This is a genomic window from Pseudomonas sp. FYR_5, from assembly GCF_043106315.1.
Classification (GTDB): domain Bacteria; phylum Pseudomonadota; class Gammaproteobacteria; order Pseudomonadales; family Pseudomonadaceae; genus Aquipseudomonas; species Aquipseudomonas putida_Y.
Genome location: NZ_JBICMK010000085.1, coordinates 36,782 through 55,856, shown reverse-complemented (window position 1 = coordinate 55,856; position 19,075 = coordinate 36,782). Strand labels below are relative to the sequence as shown.

17 protein-coding genes, 4 tRNA genes and 2 pseudogenes are annotated in these 19,075 nt (G+C 61.8%); 9 read left to right on the top strand and 14 right to left on the bottom strand.

The genetic code is table 11. The features are described from left to right. Positions 1-136 precede the first annotated feature (136 nt). From clpX to ACF8RA_RS14640, 8 genes are all read right to left on the bottom strand, one after another. Positions 137-1,420, bottom strand: coding sequence for an ATP-dependent Clp protease ATP-binding subunit ClpX (gene clpX, locus ACF8RA_RS14675; protein WP_003250242.1), 1,284 nt, complete (start codon positions 1,418-1,420; stop codon positions 137-139). Positions 1,421-1,528: 108 nt separating this feature from the next. Then, positions 1,529-2,170 (bottom strand): ATP-dependent Clp endopeptidase proteolytic subunit ClpP, encoded by a 642-nt coding sequence (gene clpP, locus ACF8RA_RS14670; RefSeq protein ID WP_003259400.1) that lies wholly within the window; start codon positions 2,168-2,170, stop codon positions 1,529-1,531. Positions 2,171-2,261: 91 nt separating this feature from the next. Beyond that, entirely contained in the window at positions 2,262-3,575 is a 1,314-nt protein-coding gene (gene tig, locus ACF8RA_RS14665) for a trigger factor (RefSeq protein ID WP_103444061.1), read from the bottom strand. Positions 3,576-3,822: 247 nt separating this feature from the next. After that, positions 3,823-4,122, bottom strand: coding sequence for a DUF6388 family protein (locus ACF8RA_RS14660; protein ID WP_176683955.1), 300 nt, complete (start codon positions 4,120-4,122; stop codon positions 3,823-3,825). Between the two features lie 189 nt (positions 4,123-4,311). Beyond that, positions 4,312-4,387 (bottom strand) — tRNA-His (locus ACF8RA_RS14655). A 36-nt stretch (positions 4,388-4,423) separates the two neighbouring features. After that, positions 4,424-4,508, bottom strand: a tRNA-Leu gene (locus tag ACF8RA_RS14650). Between the two features lie 52 nt (positions 4,509-4,560). Then, positions 4,561-4,636, bottom strand: a tRNA-His gene (locus ACF8RA_RS14645). 41 nt (positions 4,637-4,677) lie between these two features. After that, positions 4,678-4,754, bottom strand: a tRNA-Arg gene (locus ACF8RA_RS14640). Positions 4,755-5,023: 269 nt separating this feature from the next. Here ACF8RA_RS14640 and folD point away from each other — a divergent pair. After that, on the top strand, positions 5,024-5,878 hold the full coding sequence (folD, locus tag ACF8RA_RS14635; RefSeq protein WP_003250234.1) for a bifunctional methylenetetrahydrofolate dehydrogenase/methenyltetrahydrofolate cyclohydrolase FolD: 855 nt from the start codon (positions 5,024-5,026) through the stop codon (positions 5,876-5,878). A gap of 93 nt (positions 5,879-5,971) precedes the next feature. Here the strand turns inward: folD and ACF8RA_RS14630 are convergent, their stop codons facing one another. The 3 genes and pseudogenes from ACF8RA_RS14630 to ACF8RA_RS14620 form a co-directional block, all read right to left on the bottom strand. Next, entirely contained in the window at positions 5,972-7,660 is a 1,689-nt protein-coding gene (locus ACF8RA_RS14630) for a bifunctional diguanylate cyclase/phosphodiesterase (protein ID WP_176683956.1), read from the bottom strand. Between the two features lie 13 nt (positions 7,661-7,673). Further along, the gene (locus ACF8RA_RS14625; protein ID WP_370844330.1) at positions 7,674-8,792 is read right to left on the bottom strand and encodes a methyl-accepting chemotaxis protein; all 1,119 of its coding nucleotides are present in this window, start codon (positions 8,790-8,792) and stop codon (positions 7,674-7,676) included. 117 nt (positions 8,793-8,909) lie between these two features. Next, positions 8,910-9,239: pseudogene (locus tag ACF8RA_RS14620) on the bottom strand (PAS domain-containing protein); the annotation flags it as partial. Between the two features lie 266 nt (positions 9,240-9,505). On the opposite strand from ACF8RA_RS14620, the gene ACF8RA_RS14615 reads away from it, so the two are divergent. From ACF8RA_RS14615 to ACF8RA_RS14595, 5 genes are all read left to right on the top strand, one after another. Next, positions 9,506-9,820: a helix-turn-helix domain-containing protein gene (locus ACF8RA_RS14615; RefSeq protein ID WP_010953232.1), complete on the top strand. Its 315-nt coding sequence runs from the start codon at positions 9,506-9,508 to the stop codon at positions 9,818-9,820. Between the two features lie 227 nt (positions 9,821-10,047). Beyond that, positions 10,048-11,358 carry a C4-dicarboxylate transporter DctA gene (locus tag ACF8RA_RS14610; RefSeq protein ID WP_176683958.1) on the top strand — a complete coding sequence of 437 codons (1,311 nt, stop codon included), beginning with the start codon at positions 10,048-10,050 and terminating at the stop codon, positions 11,356-11,358. Between the two features lie 44 nt (positions 11,359-11,402). Continuing rightward, a complete protein-coding gene (locus ACF8RA_RS14605; protein WP_176683959.1) occupies positions 11,403-12,101 on the top strand; it encodes a FadR/GntR family transcriptional regulator in 699 nt (232 codons plus the stop codon). A 16-nt stretch (positions 12,102-12,117) separates the two neighbouring features. After that, positions 12,118-12,786: a GntR family transcriptional regulator gene (locus tag ACF8RA_RS14600; protein WP_176683960.1), complete on the top strand. Its 669-nt coding sequence runs from the start codon at positions 12,118-12,120 to the stop codon at positions 12,784-12,786. Positions 12,787-12,937: 151 nt separating this feature from the next. Beyond that, positions 12,938-13,984, top strand: coding sequence for a hypothetical protein (locus ACF8RA_RS14595; protein WP_392519295.1), 1,047 nt, complete (start codon positions 12,938-12,940; stop codon positions 13,982-13,984). Positions 13,985-14,023: 39 nt separating this feature from the next. Here ACF8RA_RS14595 and ACF8RA_RS14590 read toward each other — a convergent pair whose 3' ends face one another. Beyond that, a complete protein-coding gene (locus ACF8RA_RS14590; RefSeq protein WP_392519293.1) occupies positions 14,024-14,452 on the bottom strand; it encodes a PACE efflux transporter in 429 nt (142 codons plus the stop codon). A 102-nt stretch (positions 14,453-14,554) separates the two neighbouring features. Between ACF8RA_RS14590 and ACF8RA_RS14585 the strand changes: the two genes are divergently transcribed. The 3 genes and pseudogenes from ACF8RA_RS14585 (at position 14,555) to ACF8RA_RS14575 (ending at position 17,462) form a co-directional block, all read left to right on the top strand. Continuing rightward, positions 14,555-15,433, top strand: coding sequence for a LysR family transcriptional regulator (locus ACF8RA_RS14585; protein ID WP_339443605.1), 879 nt, complete (start codon positions 14,555-14,557; stop codon positions 15,431-15,433). Positions 15,434-15,530: 97 nt separating this feature from the next. Next, a pseudogene (mcpA, locus tag ACF8RA_RS14580) lies at positions 15,531-16,607 on the top strand (methyl-accepting chemotaxis protein McpA); the annotation flags it as partial. Positions 16,608-16,721: 114 nt separating this feature from the next. Continuing rightward, entirely contained in the window at positions 16,722-17,462 is a 741-nt protein-coding gene (locus tag ACF8RA_RS14575; protein ID WP_370290711.1) for a methyl-accepting chemotaxis protein, read from the top strand. Positions 17,463-17,515: 53 nt separating this feature from the next. Here ACF8RA_RS14575 and ACF8RA_RS14570 read toward each other — a convergent pair whose 3' ends face one another. After that, complete coding sequence (locus ACF8RA_RS14570) at positions 17,516-18,580, bottom strand: hypothetical protein (RefSeq protein WP_176683965.1); 1,065 nt, start codon at positions 18,578-18,580, stop codon at positions 17,516-17,518. Positions 18,581-18,692: 112 nt separating this feature from the next. Then, on the bottom strand, positions 18,693-19,070 hold the full coding sequence (locus ACF8RA_RS14565) for a RidA family protein (RefSeq protein WP_176683966.1): 378 nt from the start codon (positions 19,068-19,070) through the stop codon (positions 18,693-18,695). Between the last annotated feature and the right edge of the window lie 5 nt (positions 19,071-19,075).

Genomic DNA, 19,075 nt, shown 5'->3' with positions numbered 1-19,075 from the left:
CGGAAACCGGTGGAAATGATGCTTGGACCTAATGTGGGGGCACGCTTGGGAAATTACAAGCGCTTGCTCAGGAAAAGCAGAAAGGGGCCCGTAGGCCCCCATCTTGCTTGCAACCGAGAACCGGCCTTTGCCTGAATCAGGCGTCTGGCGCGGCCTTGGCTTGCGGTTCGCTGTTTTCGTAAATCATCAGCGGCTGCGAGGTGCCCTCAATGACGCTCTCGTCGATAACTACCTTGCTGACATCCTTTTTCGAAGGAATCTCGTACATGGTATCGAGCAGCACGCCTTCGAGGATCGAACGCAGGCCACGAGCGCCAGTCTTGCGCTCCAGGGCCTTGCGTGCAACGGCCTTGAGCGCATCGCTACGGAACTCGAGGTCAACGCTTTCCATCTCGAACAGCTTGGCATACTGCTTGGTCAAGGCATTCTTCGGCTCAGTGAGAATCTGCATCAACGCAGCCTCATCCAGCTCGTCAAGGGTAGCCAGTACCGGCAGACGGCCGACGAATTCCGGAATCAGGCCAAACTTGACCAGATCGTCCGGCTCGACCTCACGCAGGGATTCGCCAACCTTCTTGCCCTCTTCCTTGCTGCGCACTTCAGCTCCAAAACCGATGCCACCCTTGGTGGAACGGTTCTGGATGACCTTTTCCAGGCCCGAGAACGCACCACCACAGATGAACAGGATGTTGCGGGTATCAACCTGCAGGAACTCCTGTTGCGGGTGCTTACGGCCACCCTGCGGCGGAACCGAGGCCACGGTGCCCTCGATCAGTTTCAGCAGTGCCTGCTGCACGCCCTCACCGGAAACATCACGGGTGATGGACGGGTTGTCCGACTTGCGCGAGATCTTGTCGATTTCGTCGATGTAGACAATGCCCATCTGGGCCTTCTCAACGTCGTAGTCGCACTTCTGCAACAGCTTCTGGATGATGTTCTCGACGTCCTCACCCACATAACCGGCCTCGGTCAGGGTGGTGGCGTCAGCAATAGTGAACGGTACGTTCAACAGACGTGCCAGGGTTTCGGCGAGCAGGGTCTTGCCCGAGCCAGTCGGCCCGATGAGCAGGATGTTGCTCTTGCCCAGTTCGACTTCGTCACCCTTCTTGTCACGCTGGTTCAGGCGCTTGTAGTGGTTGTACACCGCTACGGCCAGCACCTTCTTTGCGCGCTCCTGACCAATGACGTACTGGTCCAGGATGCCGCTGATTTCTTTCGGCGAAGGCAATTTGTGCGCGCTGCTCTCGGCCTGGGCTTCCTGCACCTCCTCACGGATGATGTCGTTGCACAGGTCGACGCACTCGTCGCAGATAAATACCGAGGGCCCGGCAATCAGTTTGCGCACTTCGTGCTGGCTTTTGCCGCAGAAGGAGCAATAAAGCAATTTGCCGCTGTCCTCGCCGTTACGGGTGTCAGTCATTCGATCGATCCAATCCGGTAGGCTTGCAACACAAGATGAAGGCAATTGCGGGCTTTTTCAAGTCCGCAGGTAGGCGCTTTCGACGCCCACCTGCTCTGACCCCCCGGTTCAGGAGGCCAGTTGCCGCTTGTCATAGACCGAGTCGATCAGGCCGTACTCGGCTGCGCGCGAGGCGCTCATGAAGTTGTCACGTTCGGTGTCACGCTTGATGGTCTCGAGGTCCTGGCCGGTGTGATAGGCCAGCAGCTCGTTCAGACGGGCCTTGATATTGAGGATTTCCTGGGCGTGGATCTCGATATCGGTGGCCTGACCCTGGAAGCCGCCCAGCGGCTGGTGGATCATCACGCGCGAGTTCGGCAGGCAATGACGCTTGCCCTTGGCACCTGCCGCCAGCAGGAAGGCGCCCATGCTGCAGGCCTGGCCGATGCAGATGGTCGAAACGTCCGGCTTGATGAACTGCATGGTGTCGTAGATCGACATGCCGGCAGTGACGGAACCGCCCGGCGAGTTGATGTACAGATGGATATCCTTGTCCGGGTTTTCCGCCTCAAGGAACAGCAGTTGCGCAACGACGAGATTGGCCATGTAGTCCTCTACCGGGCCAACCAGGAAAATCACACGCTCCTTCAACAGGCGCGAGTAGATGTCGTAAGCGCGTTCGCCACGGGCGGACTGCTCGATAACCATCGGGACCAGGCCGCCTGCGGCCTGGATGTCAGAGCTCTGCTGAATATAAGAATTGCGGGACATGTCCTGCGCTCACTCCCAAATAGTCATGGCTTGAATACGCACAAGCCAGCTCGAAGGCTGGCTTGTGGAGGTTTCCTACGAGAGAAGCCTGTTACTCAGCAGCGGCAGGAGCCTCGGCTGGTTTAACGGCTTCTTCGTACGAGACCGACTTGTCGGTCACAGTCGCTTTCTGCAGAACAGTATCTACAACTTGTTCTTCCAGCACAACCGAACGCACTTCGTTCAGTTGCTGGTCGTTCTTGTAGTACCAGGCGATGACCTGCTCAGGCTCCTGATAAGCCGAAGCCATTTCTTCGATCATCTCGCGAACCTTGGCGTCGTCTGGCTTCAGCTCGAACTGCTTGACCACTTCGGCCACGATCAGGCCCAGCACAACGCGGCGCTTGGCTTGCTCTTCGAACAGCTCGACTGGCAACTGCTCAGGTTTGATGTTGCCACCGAACTGCTGAACAGCCTGCACGCGCAGACGGTTGACTTCGTTTTCCAGCAGGGCTTTTGGCACTTCGATCGGGTTGGCGGCCAGCAGACCGTCCATGACCTGGTTCTTGACCTTGGTCTTGATCGCCTGACGCAGCTCACGCTCCATGTTCTTGCGGACTTCGGCGCGGAAGCCTTCCAGCGTCGATTCCTTGATGCCGAACTGGGCGAAGAACTCTTCGTTCAGTTCTGGCAGTACAGGTGCCGAAACGCTGTTGACGGTGATGGTGAACTCAGCGGCTTTGCCAGCCAGGTCCAGGTTCTGGTAGTCCTCTGGGAAGGTCACGTTGACAACGCGCTCTTCGCCAGCCTTGGCGCCAACCAGACCTTCTTCGAAGCCTGGGATCATGCGGCCGGAACCCAGCACCAGCAGGGTGCCCTTGGCCGAACCACCGGCAAACACTTCACCGTCGACCTTGCCGACGAAGTCGATGTTGACCTGGTCGTCGTTCTGCGCAGCGCGCTCGACGGCCTCGAAACGGGTGTTCTGCTTGCGCAGCACTTCCAGCATGTTGTCCAGGTCGCTGTCAGCCACTTCGGCGCTCAGGCGCTCGACCTTGATCGACTCCAGGCCTGCAACCGTGAACTCGGGGAACACTTCGAAGATGGCGACAAATTCCAGATCCTTGCCCTTTTCGAAGGACTTCGGCTCTACGGCCGGGGAACCAGCCGGGTTCAGCTTCTGCTCGACGATGGCTTCGTAGAAGGAGGCCTGCACCAGGTCACCGAAAGCCTCTTGACGGGCGTCCGCCTCGAAACGCTGACGGATCACGGTCATCGGTACCTTACCAGGACGGAAGCCCGCGATCTTGGCGCGCTTGGCAGTCTGCTGCAGACGCTTGTTGACTTCGTTCTCGACGCGCTCGGCCGGAACGGCGATGGTCATGCGGCGCTCGAGAGCGGAAGTGTTTTCAACAGAAACTTGCATGGATATTCCTCGTTGCACAGACGTTAGCCGGCGTTAGCCCGACTCCAGAATCAAGGGCAAACATTCTAGTGAGTCACGCAGCAGAAGTCACCCCACACGGGACGACGGGAAACAACGCCGGTCGATTAACTTAAAGGCCCGCACGGCGCACCGCCGAGCCTGCTTCCAATCGGGGCTGCACGACGCCCGGGGCGGCCTGCAGCCGAAATACCTTGTCAAACAACTACCAGCAACGCATTCGCTTCCTTTATTCAGGATCGATTTCGTTGAACTGGCAGTATTCCTCCCATTCCAGCCCCAGCGCCTCGGCCACTTCACGGTGCGTTTCCAGACGCATGGCCTGCAGCTGCTCCGGGGACTCGGCAATCAATTGCAGCGCCAGCTCCCAAGGCTCGATACCCTGCTCCGCGGCTGCATCCTCGAACGCCCATTCGATCTGCTGAGCCTGCTCGCGCGCATCCAGCTCGCGGATCTCCTCGAGCAACTGCGGACTGGCTTCGGCAAAGCGCTGCAGCGCCAGGGCCTGACGGGCTTCTTTCGCAATCATGGTGGTGTCCTTTGCCGGCCAAACGGGCCGGTGTTTCAACCGGCTGAAATCTAACAGCTTTTATTGGGGTGCCACCAGAGGATTACAAGGGGGCAGGAGGTGTTTTGGTCGGGACGCGACTCACCACCGCCACGCGGACCCAAAACAAAAAGGCGCCCGATCTCACGATCAAGGCGCCTTTCAGGAATATGGGGTGGACGATGGGAATCGAACCCACGACAACTGGAATCACAATCCAGCGCTCTACCAACTGAGCTACGCCCACCATATTGCGGTCTTGCGGTACAACTTTACAGAAGCATGGTGCGGACGAAGAGACTCGAACTCTTACAGCTTGCGCCGCTGGAACCTAAATCCAGTGTGTCTACCAATTTCACCACGTCCGCGTAACGCTTAAAACAAAGGCGCCAGATGCTATCGAGGCGCCCTTGAAGAATATGGGGTGGACGATGGGAATCGAACCCACGACAACTGGAATCACAATCCAGCGCTCTACCAACTGAGCTACGCCCACCATATTGCATTACAGCCTACTTGCTTGCCAAAGCTGCCTAATGGCGCACCCGGCAGGACTCGAACCTGCGACCATCCGCTTAGAAGGCGGATGCTCTATCCAGCTGAGCTACGGGCGCTTAAGCTTGAAGCCTAACCGAACGAGACGCTAACAAGGAACTGTTAAACCACTCATTCTGCCCGACTTAGCCAACCAGTGCTAGGCTGTGCCCGACAAGTGCGGCGAATCTTATAGTCGACCCCGAAAGTCGTCAACACCTTTTTCGAAAAAATTTAAATTATTTAAGGGCTTAGGGGATTTGCCCGACCACCCGCCTTTGCCCTTGGCCCATGTCGTGCGAGAATGCGCGCTCTTTATTGTTCCTTCTCGATGGTTAATCACGCGTCTATGACTGCACACCTAATCGATGGCAAGGCTATCGCCGCCAGCCTGCGCCAGCAGATCGCTCAACGTGTCGTGGAGCGTCGCCAGCAAGGCCTGCGCACGCCTGGCCTGGCAGTGATCCTGGTCGGCACCGACCCCGCCTCCCAAGTCTATGTCTCGCACAAGCGCAAGGACTGCGAAGAGGTCGGCTTCATTTCGCAGGCGTTCGACCTGCCCAGCGAGACCACGCAACAAGCCCTGACCGAGCTGATCGACCGTCTCAATGACGATCCGGCCGTCGACGGCATCCTGCTGCAACTGCCGCTGCCGGCGCACCTGGACGCCTCGCTGCTGCTCGAGCGCATTCGCCCGGACAAGGATGTGGACGGCTTCCATCCGTACAACATCGGCCGCCTGGCCCAGCGTATTCCGCTGCTGCGCCCGTGCACACCGAAAGGCATCATGACCCTGCTGGAAAGCACCGGCCAGGACCTGTACGGCATGAACGCGGTGATCGTCGGCGCGTCCAACATCGTTGGCCGCCCGATGGCCATGGAGCTGCTGCTGGCCGGCTGCACCGTGACCGTCTGCCACCGCTTCACCAAGGACCTGGCCGGCCATGTCGGGCGTGCCGACCTGGTGGTCGTGGCTGCCGGCAAGCCGGGCCTGGTCAAGGGTGAGTGGGTCAAGGAAGGCGCCATCGTCATCGACGTGGGCATCAACCGCCAGGAAGACGGCAAGCTGGTCGGCGACGTGGTCTACGAGACTGCCTTGCCACGCGCCGGCTGGATCACACCGGTGCCGGGCGGCGTCGGGCCGATGACCCGGGCGTGCCTGCTGGAGAACACGCTGTATGCAGCAGAAGAACTGCACAAGTAATACCGCGTGATGCAAAAACGGCACCTCTTGCAGGTGCCGTTTTTTTGCCCGTGATTGATGGTGCGGGTCAAGACCACCGCCCGCTGATGGCCTTCAAGGGTCACGCCACTCCACTGGCTGCCGGTAGGCCTGCGCCCAAGCTTGCACTTCACTGGCTGGCATCGGCCGGGCAATGCAGTAACCCTGCGCCAGCTCACAGCCCAGGCCCATCAGTACCCGCCCGTGCTCGACACTCTCCAGCCCCTCGGCAATCACCTCGCGGCCAAACGCCCGGGCCAGGCCGATCACCGCCTCCGTCAGCGCCAGGTCGTCCTGGTCATGAAGGATGTCCCGCACGAATGACTGGTCGATCTTGATTGTCTGGGTCGGCAAGCGCTTCAGGTAACTCAACGACGAATAACCAGTGCCGAAATCGTCCAGCGAGAAACGCACACCCAGCGCACGGCAGGCATCCAGGCAGCGGCTGACGTGCTGCAGGTTGTCGATGGCCACTGACTCGACGATTTCCAGATCCAGCAGCGCCGGGTCCACCGCCGGGTACGCTGCCAGCAGCTGCTGCAAGCGCTCGGCAAAGTCACTGCGCTGCAAATGCCGCGCGGCGATATTCACGCTCAACGACCAAGGCCGCCCTTGCAACTGCCAGACCTGCAACTGGCTCAACGCCTGCCCGATCACCCACTCGCCGATTTCGACGATCAGGTCGGTCTGTTCTACCCAAGGCAGGAAATCGCCGGGCGGCACCACGCCACGGCCAGGCCGTTGCCAGCGCAATAAGCCCTCGAAGCCCAGTACCTTGCCACTGCGCAGGTTGACCTTGGGTTGGTAATAAAGACACAGCTCACGGTTGCGCAGCGCCCGGCGCACGCGCGCCACAGTCTGGTGGGTGGCCTTGAGCTCCTGCTCCTGCGACACATCGAACAGATGGTAACGGTTGCGCCCGCGCTGCTTGGCCACATACATGGCCTGATCGGCGTGGCGCACCAGGGTGTCGGCATCTTCATCATCCTGCGGGTACAGGGTCACGCCGATACTGGCACTGAGCGACAGCGTATGCTCACGCACCACACAAGGCGCCGCCAATGCCCGCAGTACCCGCTGCAGGGCTGCATGCAACTGACACTCATCGTCGACGTCGCGCAGGATCAGCACGAACTCGTCGCCCGACAGCCGGGCCACGGCATCACCACCGCGCAGGATGCTCTTCAAGCGCTGCGCCACTTCCACCAGCAGCAGGTCACCCACGGCATGCCCGTAGCCGTCGTTGACCGCCTTGAAACCATCCAGGTCGAGCATGCACACCGCCAGCGAGATACCTTCACGACGCGAGTAGGCCAGGGCCTGATTCAGCAGGTCGGACAGATAGGCGCGGTTGGGCAGGCCGGTGAGCACATCGTGGCCCACCCGCCACTGCAAGGTATGCAGCAGCTGGCGCTTCTCGGTGACGTCAAAGCGGATCGACACATACTTGCGCACCTGGCCTGAAAGCGGATCGACCAGTGGCACCATGGTGCTGTCGACCCAATACAACGAACCGTCCTTGGAGCGGTTGCAGATTTCACCCTTCCACACCCGCCCGGCGACCAAAGCCCGCCACATGCCGACAAAGAACGTCGGCTCATGCAGGCCGGAATTGAGGATGCGGTGATTGGCCCCCAGCAGTTCCTCGCGGCTGTAGCCCGAGATGCTGCAGAACTGCTGATTGACGTAGGTAATGTTCCCACGCAGGTCGGTTTCCGAAAAGATCGCGGCCGCGTCCACGGCCGCGCGATAGTTATCATCCATAAAGCATCCTGCCTTAGCGGTTGAAGCGCTCCACCAGGGCGCGCAATCCGGCGCATACATGTTCCAGTTCGGTACCGCGCGAGGCGGCGGCGTTGGCGCTGTGGGCGCTGTGCTGGGCAATACCGGCTACGCCGTTGATCTGCCGCGAAACGTCTTCTGCCACCGCCGACTGCTGCTGCGAAGCGGTGGCCATCTGCTGGCTCATGTCGCTGATGCGCTGAACCGCGTCACGAATGCCATGCAGCGCCTGCCGGGCTTCCTGCACTTGGGCAACGCCCTGCTCGGCACCGTCGATGCCTTGACTGGCGATCGCCACGGCTTCCTCGGCGCCACTGCGCAGGGTATCGATGATGGCCTGGATGTGCAGGGTGGACTGGCGGGTCTTGTCGGCCAGTGCACGCACCTCGTCGGCGACCACGGCAAAGCCGCGGCCTTGCTCGCCCGCACGGGCAGCCTCGATGGCGGCGTTGAGGGCCAGCAGGTTGGTCTGCTCGGCAATGCCGCGGATCATCCCGGCGGCCTCGGCAATGGCGCCGGTCTGGCCAGCCAGGTGGCTGACTGCCTGATTGATCTGCCTCACAGTACTGGCCAAGGTCCGAATGGCCGCACCACTGGCATCGGCCACCTGGCTACCTTGCTCGGCCAGCAGATGCGCCGTGTGTGCCTCGGCGGCGGTCAACTGCACGTGGTTGGCCACTTCGCCGATGGAGGCGGCCATCTGATTCATTGCAGTGGCGCTCAGGTCGGTCTCGGCACGTTGCTCCAGCAATGCCGCCTCGGTGCTGCGCGACAACTGCCCGGCATCGCGAGCAGCCACGGCCATTTGCCCGGCCAAGTCGCTCAGCCGCGTCAAGGCAGTTTTCAGGCGCGCCTCTTCGCTGATCAGCATCAGTTGCAACTGCCCGGCAGCCCCCGTCAGGTCGCTGTAGGTCAAGGCTGCAACCGGGTCGGCGAAGGCACCTTCGGCGCCCTGTACAATTTGCTGTAGCTGCCGCCCGAGGGCGTTGCGCGCCCACAGGCCACAGCCCACGAACAGCCCCAGGGTCAGCCCCTGCCCCACCAGGCCGGGCCACAACTGGTTGGCACCCACCGCCAGCAGCCCGCCGGCCAGTGGCAAGGCCAAGGCCTGCATCAGCAAGCTCAGCCGGCGCGACGCAGGCAATGCCGCCTGGCCGTTGCGCAGCCGCGCATACAGGGCTTCTGCACGGGCTACTTGCTCGCGCGTAGGGCATACGCGCACCGACTCGTAACCCACAACCCGCCCACCTTCGAGGATGGGCGTTACGTAAGCATTGACCCAGTAATAGTCGCCGTTACGGCAGCGGTTCTTGACGATACCCATCCAGCTTTTGCCGGCTTTCAGGTAGCGCCACATCAACTCGTATACCGCCGGCGGCATATCCGGGTGGCGCACCAGATTATGCGGGCTGCCGATCAGTTCGGCCTCGCTGTAGCCACTGATGGCGGCAAACTCTGGGTTGCAGTAGGTGATCAGGCTGGCGGTATCGGTAGCAGAAATCAGCCGCTGATGGGGGGGGAAACGTTGCTCGACCGGGGTTACCGGCAAGTTGAGGCGCACGATGAGACTCCATTCAATGACAAGCCGGCACCCAGTTCATCGACGGCCATCGGAACCGATTCATGGCGATCCGCTCCAATGGGCAAAAGCGCTTCCTGCCGTTGCAGCACGAGGCCGAACGGTACAAGGAAGATGACGATGACTGACCGGTCAAGCCATGAATTCTACGAAATTCATCACATAAATAAAACAAAGGTGATCGATCATGGCGTTGCGCCACATGGATAGATATCGTTAAGTTCTTGATTCTAAATGGGAATTAAGCGATGACGAGATCAGCTTTGGGTATCGCCCTGCGCCGCTACCGCAAGCTGGCGGGCCTGACCCAGGCACAACTGGCCGAACGGACCGGCTTCGACCCCAAGACCATCAGCCGTTTCGAAACCAGCACCTACACCCCCAGCATCGATGCAATCATGGCGTTTGCCCAGGTGCTGGGCGTCAAGACCAAGGACTTCTTCGCTGAACCGGACGACGAAGAGGAGCAGCGCGCCTACCTGTTCGGCGTCATCCACAACGCCCCACCCAAAGATCTTGGCAAGTTGATTGCAGCAGTGGACCAGGCACTGGCCAAGCCCTGAGCTATTTCACGCGCCCGCCTTCACGGCACGCACCGAACTAGAGCATGGCAGGCCGGATTGCCCCAACACTGGTCAGACCGGTAAGGCCAAAAATCCTTGCAATCAGGGATTTTTCGCGCTTTTATGGCCTCGCGCTGAACAAACCGGTAAGACCACAATAATTAAGTCCTGCGCTCTTTCGCCCCGTGCGGCTACCGAAGCAAGGACACCGATCAGAGACTCCTCCCATGCTCAAATGGTGCTCGCGTTCGATTTTCCTGCAAGTCGTACTCGGCCTTGCCCTCGGCATCGCCTGCGGTCTGAGCTTCCCCGACCTCTCCCTGCAACTCAAACCCCTCGGCGACGGCTTCATCAAGCTGATCAAGATGCTCATCGGCCTGATCGTGTTCTGCGTGGTGGTCAGCGGCATTTCGGGTGCGGGCGATCTGAAAAAGGTCGGGCGCATCGGCCTGAAGTCGGTGATCTACTTCGAAGTGCTGACGACCCTGGCGCTGGTGATCGGCCTGGTGTTCGCCTTCAGCAGTGGCATTGGCAGCGGTGCCAATATTCATCTGGACCAACTCTCCGCCGCCGATGCCAACGGCTTGGCCGAGCGCGGCCAGCACATCCATGGCGCCACGGCGTTCTTCATGGACCTGATCCCCAGCTCGGTAATCGGTGCGTTCGCCGACAACAACATTCTTCAGGTGCTACTGTTCTCGGTGCTGTTCGGCAGCGCGCTGAACCTGGTGGGTGACTCGGCCGCCGGCATCTCGCGGCTGATCAATGAACTGAGCCATGTGATCTTCCGCATCATGGGCATGATCGTGCGCCTGGCGCCGATCGGCGTGTTTGGCGCCATCGCCTTCACCACCAGCAAGTATGGCCTGGAGTCGCTGCAGCACCTGGGCGGGCTGGTGGCGCTGTTCTACCTCACCTGTGCCGGCTTCGTGCTGATCGTGCTGGGCACCGTCATGCGCTTGTCGGGCCTTAAACTGCTGCCGTTGATCAAGTATCTGCGTGAAGAGCTGACCATCGTCCTGGGCACCGCCTCTTCCGACGCCGTACTGCCACAGATCATGCGCAAGCTTGAGCACCTGGGCATCGGCAGTTCCACGGTCGGCCTGGTGATCCCCACAGGTTACTCGTTCAACCTCGATGGTTTCTCCATCTACCTGACCCTGGCGATCGTGTTCATCGCCAACGCCACCGGCACGCCACTGGAAATGACCGACCTGCTGACCATCCTGCTGGTGTCGCTGGTGACTTCCAAGGGGGCTCACGGCATCCCAGGCTCGGCACTGGTGATTCTTGCCGCCACCCTGACTGCGGTACCGGCGATCCCTGTGGTAGGCCTGGTACTGGTGCTGGCGGTGGACTGGTTCATGGGTATCGGCCGGGCGTTGACCAACCTGATCGGCAACTGCGTGGCCACCGTGGCCATTGCCCGTTGGGAGAAGGACATTGACCTGGAGCGCGCGCAGAACGTGCTCGACGGCAAGCCTGGCTTTGCCCACACACCCCGCAAGCAACCCACCGCCCATCAACAGGAATTCTGAGCGAACGTGGCCGGCATTGACGCCGGCCCTTCCAGGAGCGAAACGTGATCAGCTCATCAACCGTCGTCAACTCAGTGGTCGAAAAGCTCCGCCAGGCCCTGGCCCGCGGCCAATGGCGCACCGGCGACATGCTGCCAGGCCAGCGCGAACTGGCCGAACAACTGGGCATCAGCCGCCCCAGCCTGCGCGAAGCGGTAACTGTGCTGGAAACACTGGGCCTGGTGCGCTCGTTGCCAGGCAAGGGCGTATTGGTGCTGGATGCCGATGTCCAGGCGTCGGGTGTGGAAACCAGCGCTGCGGCCAGCCTGGCCGACGTGCTGGAGCTGCGCTACACACTCGAACCGTTCATCGTCGGCCTGGTGGCGCAGTCGGCCAACAGCCAGGACATCGGTCAGCTGCGCCTGACCCTGATGGACATGCGCGAAGCGCTGGAGGCCGATGACAGCGAAGCCGGGGTCAAAGCCTACATTGCCTTCCATGAAGCGCTGTTTGCCCTGACCACCAACCCGATCTTCCAGAGCGTGGTGCAGCAGACCGGGAATGCGCTGAAGCAAAGCGCCGACATGCTGCGCAACTCGCCAGAGCACCTGGCCGCGCGACTGAAGGAGAACGAAGCGGTGGTGCGCGCCATTCGCGAACGCAACAGCGCCCAGGCCAGTGCCCAGATGCGTCAGCACATCGTGGCCGAAGGGCTGCGCATGGGCATTGCGCTGAATATCCCGGACGAACATCCGCATCCATGACCTCAGGAGAGTGACCATGAACGCCGTCCCCCACTTGCCTGCCCTGCTCGCGGCCGGCGAAACCCGTCTGTCGGCCGAGCAGATTTACCCGCGGCTGTTCGACGCCATTCTCGAACAGCGCCTGCCACCGGGCAGCCTGTTGCCCGAACAGGCGCTGGGCCATGCATTTGGTGTCAGCCGCACGGTGATCCGCCGCGTGCTCGGGCGCCTGTCCGACCAGCAGGTGGTGGTACAGCGCCCCAGTCACACCGCACATCTGGCCGCGCCTGACCCAGACCAGGCACGCCAGGTGCTGAGTGCCCGGCGTCTGGCCGAAACCACGCTGATCACCCTGGCCGCGCAACGCGCCCGGCCGGTGCAGGTACGCCAGCTACGGCAACTGGTGGAGCGCGAGCGCCAGCACCATGAGCGTGGCGAACGCTGCGCGGCGATCCGCCTGGGCGGCGAGTTCCACCTGAAACTGGCGCAGGTGGCGGCCAATGCGCCGCTGGCGCGGTTTCTCAATGGGCTGGTGCCGATGACCTCGCTGATCATCGCTCGCTACGAATCGCCGTGCTGCGATCATTGTGCGTGGGAAGAGCATGCGGCGATCATCGATGCCGTGGAGCAAGGTGATGCCGAGGCGGCCTTGGGATTGATGCACAGGCACCTTGACCGCCTGGAAGAAAAGCTGGACCTGGAATAACCCGACCAGGCTGACGCGATCGCTCCCACCCAGGCCGCGCTCACGCAACCCTTTGCAGCGATGCTGGGCGGGCGATGGGCTGCACAGCAGCCCCGATAACCCCACCCTATACTGCGAGAACCAGCCCAGCCTCTACCAGGGAGGCGGTCGCGTGAGCTCTCGAATCCTCCTGCTGCTATGCCTTCTGCTGGCCCTCGGCGGTTGTGCCAGCAAGCGCCCCCCTGCCCCGCCGCCGCCCACAATACTCACCCCTGCGGCCTGGCAACGCATCGATCAGGAACTGATCGACGCCTCGGCCGGCGCCGCCGGCTCGGCCAACGACTATGCCCGTCGCTCCATGCGGGTCTGGAAGGAGCAGGTGCAACAACGCACCGAGCGCGACTTCATTCCCTGGTTCACGGGCTACTGGACCCAGCAATGGCTCACCCTCAAGGTGGCCTGGTACAAGCTCGACAGCGGCAAGGGTCGGGAACCGGCAGAAAAACGCCTGGCCCTGTACCTGCAGGAGCAGTATCGCGCGCGGGTGATCGAGCCGGTGGCCGAGCAGATCAACCCCGAGGGCATCCGCGACCGCGCCTGCGAGCTGTACCTGCAACTGCTCGGCCAGCAACTGCCGGCCATCATCCGCCGCTACAACGCGCCGCCGGAACAATTCAGCCAGCGTCTCAACCGTATCCCCGCCATCGCCCTGGGGCCACCGGATACGCGCAATGCCAGCCTGTATCAGCTGCTGCGGGTCAAGTCACTGGACCAGCAACCGGCTTGGCAAGCGATGCGCCAGCACTTGCATCAGCAGGCCAGCAAAGCCCCTGGCAGGACCGATGTCGGACTGAACTCGGTGGCCACCCAGGCCAGCGAAAAGCTCGGCGCCAGCCTGGCCCCACGCGGTATCGCCAGTGCGGTGGCATCGGCAGTGGGCAAGGTGGCAGGGGCGATGATTTCAATTGCTACGGCCGGTTACGGGATGATGACCCATGACCGTGACCACCCGCAGATGGTCGAACAGCTGCGGGTGATCCTCAACGTGGCGTTGAACCAGGAATGGCAGGAGTTGATGGAGAACCGCCAGAGCGGGACCATGGCCGGGGTCTATTACCTGTCGGGACAGGTTGAGGACAGCTTGCTGGCCAGTGCACCGCGGCCGGTGGAGCAGCAGGTAGAGCAGCAGGCGCCTTTGATCATTCGCCTGCCACCTTAGTGGCAACCTGTACCGGCTTCTTCGCCGCGCAAGGCTGTGTCAAGTTGTGGCCAGGGCAGAGCTTGGCAAGCCAAATACCCGATCAAACGCCCAGTTGTAGGCAAAGGTGTAGCACGGCACCAGTATGATGAACGCCATATCCACCAGCAGCGCCTCCAGCAATGTCATGCCCAGCCACCAGGCAATCAGCGGAATCAAGTACACCACCAGGGTCAACTGGAAGCCGATGGCATGCACCACACGCCGTGCCACGCTGCGTCCACGCTTGGCCTGGCGGCGCTCCCAGTACTCGAACAGGGTGTTGTAGATCAGGTTCCAGAGCATGGCGATGGTGGTGATCATCACCGCCAGCGGCCCGGTATGCGACGCCTGCATATCTGACAGGTAGGCCAGCCCGAGGGTCGACATGCACAGCCCGATCAGTTCATAGAAAGTCACGTAGACCAGCTTGCGTTTCAATCCCTGCACCCAGGGTTCCCTCCAAAGACAAAAAGCGAAGGGGGCGATCATGCTTCAACGTACTTGACAGCAAAAGTCAGCAGCTGTCAGATCTGCTGACAGGAGGCTGCCATGAACTTTTCCAGCGACAACATCCAGCTGTTTCTGGCCGTGCTCGACCACGGCTCGTTTTCTTCCGCGGCGCGCGCCCTCAAGCGGGTGCCTTCAGCCGTAAGCATGGCCATTGGCAACCTTGAGGCAGAACTTGGCTACAACCTGTTCGAACGTGGCCCGCGAGAAGTTCGCCCAACCGCACAGGCCATGGCCCTGGAGCCACACGCCAGACTGATTGCCGAACAACTGGGGCTGCTGCAGGTTCATGCCCTGGAGCTGTCCCAAGGCCTCGAGAGCAGCCTGACCCTGGCTGTGGTACCTGACATTGATCACCGTCCGCTGCTGGCGGCCATCGCCAGCCTCGGCGAGCGCCACCCGTTGCTGGACATTGCCCTGCTCAGCGCCCCGCAGGAAGAAGCCCTGCACTTGCTGGACAGTGGCCGTGCCGACCTCTGCGTAGCCTTTGCCGGCCTGCAGGTCGATGCCCGCCGCGGCTTTCAGCACATCGGCATGGAGTCGCTGGTAGCCACCTTGTCGCCGGGCCACCCGGCCTTGCGTGAGGGGCGTATCCACTACCTCGAGGACTTGACCCAGGTGCGTCAGATTCTGGTGCGCAGCCGCGACCTGCCGCTGGCTGACCCTCGCCCGCTGATCGGCGCCACGCACTGGTCCAGCGACAGCTTCGACCTGGCTTTGCAGATGGTGGAAGCTGGCCTGGGCTGGGGTGATCTACCGTTGTCGCGGGTCGCGCCGCTGCTGGCCAGCGGCCGCCTGGTACGCCTGGCTTTCCGCAATACGCGCAACGAGTTGCAACTGCCCGTACATATCCTGTGGCGCAAACAACAGCCGCTGCAGCAGGCCGCACGCCTGCTGATCGAACAGCTGGCTGACCGGTGACTGCCGTCCGTCGAAACGTCTGTAAGAATTTTCTCTAAGCACTTCAATCTTTTACCCCTTGAGCCGATATCTCGGTCGACAGGCCCCGCATCGCGTCATGAGCGCGCTGCGCCCTCCCCTCATTGGCTCAAGGTCTCGAAACATGAACCTGAAATTTCGCCACAAGATCCTGCTCAGCGCCTGCGGCGTCGTGGTTTTGGCATTTGCCCTGTTCACGCTCTACAACGACTACCTGCAACGCAACACCATCCGCCAGAACATCGAAGCCTCGGTACAACAGTCCGGTGCGCTGACCGCCAGCAGCGTGCAGAACTGGATGAGCGGGCGCATTCTGGTGCTGGAGAACCTGGCCCAGGACATCGGCCAGCAAGGCGCCGGTGACACGCTGCCAGGGCTGATCGAGCAGCCGTCCTACACGCGTAATTTCCTGTTCACCTATCTGGGCCAGGCCAACGGCGGATTCACCCAGCGCCCGGATGCCCAGATGCCCGCCGGTTACGACCCGCGCCAGCGCCCTTGGTATGGCGCCGCCGCCAACGCCGGGCAGACCGTGCTGACCGCCCCGTACCAGGGTGCAGTCGGTGGCCTGATGGTGACCATCGCCACGCCGGTGAAGAGCAAGAGCAATGGCGAACTGATCGGTGTGGTCGGCGGTGACGTGACCCTCGACACCCTCGTCGAGATCATCAACTCGGTCGACTTCGGTGGCATCGGTCACGCCTTCCTGGCCGACGCCAATGGCCAGGTGATCGTCAGCCCCAATAAAGACCAGGTGATGAAGAACCTCAAGGACATCTACCCAGGCAGCAACCTGCGGGTCGCCGCCGGCATGCAGGATGCCACCCTCGACGGCCAGGACCGCATCATCTCGTTCGCCCCGGTGGCCGGCCTGCCTTCGGCGCAATGGTACATTGGCCTGTCGATCGACAGGGACAAGGCCTATGCCGCGCTCAGCCAGTTTCGCACCTCGGCGATCATTGCCATGCTGATCGCCGTGGCCGCCATTGCCGGCCTGCTCGGCCTGCTGATTCCGGTGCTGATGAGCCCGCTGACCACCATGGGCCGCGCCATGCGCGACATCGCCGAAGGCGAAGGTGACCTTACCCGCCGCCTGGCCGTGCAGAACAAGGACGAGTTCGGCGAACTGGCTACCTCGTTCAACCGCTTTGTCGAGCGCATCCATGCCTCGATCAGCGAAGTGTCCTCGGCCACCCGCCTGGTACATGACCTTTCGGAGAAAGTGGTCAGCGCGTCCAATGCGTCGATCAACGGCTCTGAAGAACAGAGCATGCGCACCAACAGCGTCGCTGCGGCCATCAACGAACTGGGCGCCGCCACCCAGGAAATCGCCCGCAACGCGGCAGATGCTTCGCAACATGCCAGCGGTGCCAGCGAACAGGCGCACGGTGGCCGTGAAGTGGTTGAAGAAGCCATCAGCGCCATGACTGCCCTGTCGCAACGGATCAGCGAGTCGTGCGCGCAGATCGAAACGCTCAACGCCAGCACCGACGAAATCGGCAAGATCCTCGACGTGATCAAGGGCATTTCTCAGCAGACCAACCTGCTGGCACTGAACGCGGCCATTGAAGCGGCCCGTGCGGGTGAAGCCGGCCGTGGCTTTGCCGTGGTAGCCGACGAGGTGCGTAACCTGGCGCACCGTACCCAGGAGTCGGCGGAAGAAATCCACCGCATGATCACCAGCCTGCAGGTAGGCTCGCGCGAAGCGGTGCATACCATGAACACCAGCCAGGTCTCCAGCGAGCAGACCGTGCAGGTGGCCAACCAGGCCGGCGAACGCCTGGCCAGCGTGACCCAGCGCATTGGCGAAATCGATGGCATGAACCAGTCGGTGGCGACAGCGACCGAAGAACAGACCGCCGTGGTCGAGAGCCTCAACCTGGACATCACCCAGATCAACGCCCTGAACCAGCAGGGGGTGGAGAACCTCAACGAGACCCTGCGCCATTGCGATCAGCTGGCCCAGCAGGCTGGGCGTTTGAAGCAGTTGGTGGGCAGCTTCAGGATTTAAACGCCGGGTTCAGGCGGCAACGGCCTATGCCTGTTGTCGCCTGTACCAGCCCCTTATGCAGCCACCGCCTTCGCAGCCCTGCCCCGCCGTACCCAGGCCAGCAATACCGCCGTCATCAGCACAAAGCCCAGGTAACCGAAGAACGGGTACACCTCACCCACCAGGTTGATGAACCCCACCAGGCTACAGCCGAACGCCACCACCCCGGTCACCACCGAGCCCCAGCGGAACGTCGTCGTGCCCGCCGGCAACAGCCGCGAGAGGAAGGAAAACAGCGTGCCCACCGCGGTGTTGACGATCATGCCGAAGATGATCAGGCACATCACCAGCCCCAGCAGTGGTGACACTTCGTTGGCAATCGACAGCATTGGCATCGGCTGGTCGGCCACACTGTCCAGGCGCGACAGCAGCCCGGCACTCATCACCAGCATCAGGCCACCTAACGCCGCACCACCGAGCAGGCCTCCCCACACCGCCGCTTTCTCGCCCTTGGCCGAACCGCCCAGAATGGCCAGGATCGGCGCGCCCGCGACGATGTTATACGACACATACAGGAACGCACCCAGCAACCAGTGGCGGGTGCCGGCCTGTTGCTGGCTGGCCACCTGATCGAGCGCAGCAAAGCTCTGCTCGCGGGTGATCACGGCATACAGCGCTATCGCCGACGCCACCAGGATCAGCAAGGGGGTGATGGCGCCGATCGCAAGAATCATCCTGCGCACGTCCAGACACACGATGCCGACCACCACCAGCGTCACCAGCACGCTGCCGGTCAGGGCCGGGATGCCGAACTGCTGCTCCAGCAATGCACCACCACCGGCCAGCATGACCACGGTGACGGCGAACATGAAAAAGGTGATCAACCAGTCGACGAACATGCCCAGGTGGCGGCCGCAGATGGCCAGGATCACATCCTTGTGCGAGGTGGCCTGCTGGCGATTGCCCAGCCCCGCCAACGCCATGCCGAGGAAGGTGAACAAGGCGGCGCTGACCAACGCGCCAGCCAACCCCCACACGCCGAAATCGACAAAGAACAACAACAGTTCCCGCCCTGAAGCGAACCCCGCCCCCACGATCACGCCGACAAATGCGCCGGCAATCTTCAGCTGCTCTTGCATGTGAACCTCTGGATTTATTGTTGTTTTGTCATTGCCGTCGCATACCTGTCGTAGGGGCGGCCTTGCAGCCCAGCGCGACACACGGTCGCCTCTACACGGGCTCTTTGCCCGGTCAGGCGTCGCCGACGAACGCCTGCACCTCGATCTCCACATCCACGCCCAGGGCCAACGCCGAAGCCACGGTGGAGCGCACTGGTAGCGCCGCGCCGAAGAACGCCTTGTACACCTCGTTGAAGCCGGCGAAATGGCGCATGTCCGACAGCCAGACCGTGACCTTTACCACCTGGTCGAAACGCGCACCACAGGCCGCCAGGCTTTCGGCGATACGCTCGCAGGCAGCACGTGTCTGGGTCTGGATATCACCGCGCACCACTTCGCCGTCGGTGCTCATCGGCACCTGTCCGGAAAGGAACAGAAAGCCACCGGCCTTTACCGCGCGGGAAAACGGGAACGGCAGGCTACTGGGGAAACGCTGAATGTCATTGCTCATGGGAT